This is a genomic window from Mesorhizobium sp. M2A.F.Ca.ET.037.01.1.1, assembly GCF_003998075.1.
Taxonomy (GTDB): Bacteria; Pseudomonadota; Alphaproteobacteria; order Rhizobiales; family Rhizobiaceae; genus Mesorhizobium.
Window position 1 is genome coordinate 1 of sequence record NZ_RZSA01000912.1, and the last position, 2,623, is coordinate 2,623.

At 66.1% G+C, this 2,623-nt stretch carries 4 protein-coding genes; 3 read left to right on the top strand and 1 reads right to left on the bottom strand.

Annotated features, from left to right (window positions below):
• Nucleotides 1-366: MFS transporter (locus EOA27_RS31185; protein ID WP_145970651.1), on the top strand; the 366-nt coding region annotated here is incomplete at its 5' end.
• A gap of 86 nt (nt 367-452) precedes the next feature.
• Here EOA27_RS31185 and EOA27_RS31190 read toward each other — a convergent pair.
• The gene (locus EOA27_RS31190; protein WP_126083342.1) at nt 453-797 is read right to left on the bottom strand and encodes a hypothetical protein; all 345 of its coding nucleotides are present in this window, start codon (nt 795-797) and stop codon (nt 453-455) included.
• A gap of 194 nt (nt 798-991) precedes the next feature.
• Between EOA27_RS31190 and EOA27_RS31195 the strand changes: the two genes are divergently transcribed.
• Complete coding sequence (locus EOA27_RS31195) at nt 992-2,332, top strand: hypothetical protein (protein ID WP_127258065.1); 1,341 nt, start codon at nt 992-994, stop codon at nt 2,330-2,332.
• 124 nt (nt 2,333-2,456) lie between these two features.
• Nucleotides 2,457-2,588, top strand: a complete 132-nt coding sequence (locus EOA27_RS43025; protein ID WP_281059493.1) for a hypothetical protein — start codon at nt 2,457-2,459, stop codon at nt 2,586-2,588.
• The last annotated feature ends 35 nt before the right edge of the window (nt 2,589-2,623 follow it).

Consider the following 2,623-nt stretch of genomic DNA (forward strand, 5'->3'; position numbering starts at 1 on the left):
GTGCTGGTCGCCGGGCTCGCGATCCAGGGGCTGGTGATCGCCGCCTACCTCGCCGTCGGCCGGATCGAGCAGTTCTACCTCCTGGCCGTCATCTTCGGCGCCACCTATGGTGGCGTGATGCCGCTCTACGCGGTGCTGGCGCGCGAATATTTCGGCCTGCGCATCATCGGCACGGTGCTTGGCGCGGCGACGCTGCTGTCCAGCCTCGGCATGTCGCTCGGACCGCTCGCCGGCGGCATGATCTACGACGCCACTGCCAGCTACCACTGGCTGTTCATCGGTTCCGCGCTGATCGGGCTGGGCGCCGCCGGCATCGCCATCGCCTTCCCGCCGCAGCCGAGCCGGCAGAAGCTGCAGATGGCGTGACGCCGGTAAGAACGCGGCCGCCCGAAGAGCGGGCGGCCGCTGCAACCGATACCCGCTGAAGCTCGAGCACTCACCAGGCGGCGCGTTCAGGCCGACAGATTGTCCATCATCACCGGCGTGTGAGCGGAACCATCCGCGGACACGGTGTCGACCGCCCTCGCCCGCCGCTTCCAGGCCGTCAGCACGATAACCAGCGCGCAGCAGACGGCATTCAGCCAGTTGATCGCGGCCAGCATCGGGTCGTCGAGATTGACGCCGGCATAGAGGCCGGTGGTGGCGTTGGCGCCCGTCCACAGCAGCCAGGTCGTGTAGGAAATCGCCGAAGCGCCGTTCTCGTCGCGCGCCACGCGCAGGATCTGCGGCAGGTAAGAGACGACGCGCAGGCCGTTGAACAGGGTGAACAGACAGAAGGACAGATCGCCAAGCGTCATTCGTGCGTCTCCAAGCCAGCCCGAATGCGGCATAGAAGGGAAAGCGCAATCGGCATGTGAGGCTGTTCACATGCGCAACTTAAAAGTGCGCTTAGACTTTCGAAAGGTTACCGGCATGATCCGGCCGGAAGGTCTGGCTCCCGCATCCCGCCAGGCCTAACGTCGTGCCGGTCACGCCATCCGGAGACATCCACATGGCAAAGACGCTGGACAGCCTTCAAACGCTTTCGCGGGTGCTGCTGCTGCTCGCCGCGACGGTGATCGCGACCGCGGTGTCCTATCACCCGCCTTTCCGCTATTCGCGCGTGCTCGAGGGGCTGAACCGGCTCAATCGGCTCTATGACGAGTTGATTGGCGACATCGGGGCCAACGCAACGCAGGTTTATCGCGCGCAGCTTGCGCCCGCCTTCGCCAAGGCGCCCGCCGCGGAGGCGGAGGCCTTGAAGGCCATGGGATTCGTGCCGGAAATGCTTGCCGCCAGCGCAAATGGGCAAACCACCTCGATTCGTCTGACCAGCCCGGACCTGACGATGCTGGAGCTCAACGGGCTCGCCAATTCCAACTGGCCGGCAGTGTCCTACACGGTGCTTACACTCAATCCCGCGCAATTCGCCAAGTTCGTGGACGACGCGCAAAACATGCCGGCCTGGAACGGCCTGATCGCCGCGAAGGACCTGACGGTCGAGATTGGCGAGCCGGACCCGAAGACAGGGCTCTGCGATCTTGTCTTCCGCTCGGAAAGCTGGGAGCAACAGCGGCGCTCCAGCCTCGTCGCCAGCATCGGCTGTTCGGCGGCGACGGCGCAGGATGTGACGCCCTTGTGGCTCAATTTCTACGTCAGGGCGCAGAAGCAGCTCGGGCTGTTGTCCGACGGCGTGCAGATACCGCAGGATATCGCGCTCCTGCCGCGCTCGATAGCGCGCGACAAGCTCGCCACGCTGGCGACAGGCGAAACCGCCGAAGAGACCGGCGATGTGCTTGGCGCTAAGCTCGGCATCGCCGGCGTGCTCAACATCGGCCCGATCGTCATCATCGTCATGCTCGCGATGATGCTCGGCCAGGCGCGTTGGGCCCGCACGCTTTCCGACAAGGATCCCGCCGAAAGCGCCTTCTGGTTCAGCCAGTTCCTGGGCTGGTCCTCATTCGGCTTCGTCGCCGCGCTTTGGGCGCTGCCTATCGTGGCCGCCGGCATGGCGACCGATGTCACCTATGTCGAGCCGCAGGAACTTCTCGACAAGCACTGGTACGATCCGGCGCTGATCAATTCGCAGAAATGGTTCATCGCCGCGCTCACGATCAGCTTCGTCCTGTCGACATGGCTGGCCATCGAGAACTGGACGGGGGCGCGCGCATGGCAGGGACGCCTGAACACCGCCGCCGCGAAACCCGACGGGGCCGAGGAGGCTGAAGACGAGCCGGCCGTGGTGATCCTGGAGAACCAGGAGCTTGCCGTCAAGGCGCCTCCCCTGGCGCAGGAAGGTCCTCCCCCAAAGGCCCCGCAGCCCCGTACCAAACGTCGGCGATCGGCAAGCTGAAGACACCGCTCCGACGGCCATACGTCCGCCTGCCCGCTGGCACGGCCTCGCGCTCGCTCTCGTCGCGTTTCACCCGCTTGTCGGAGATCAGCACCATCGGGCTCGAGCCGTGTCGCAGGACGGCATGACCTACGACGCCTATGCCAGCTACCACTGGCCGTCCATCGGCTCGGCTCTGCTCGGGCCCGGCGCCCCGGGCATCGCGATCCCCTTCCCGCCGCAGCCGGCTGAAGCCGCAGATGGCGTGAGCGCATGACCGGCGGGCCCAAGCCGCGGGGCCGCCCCACCGCG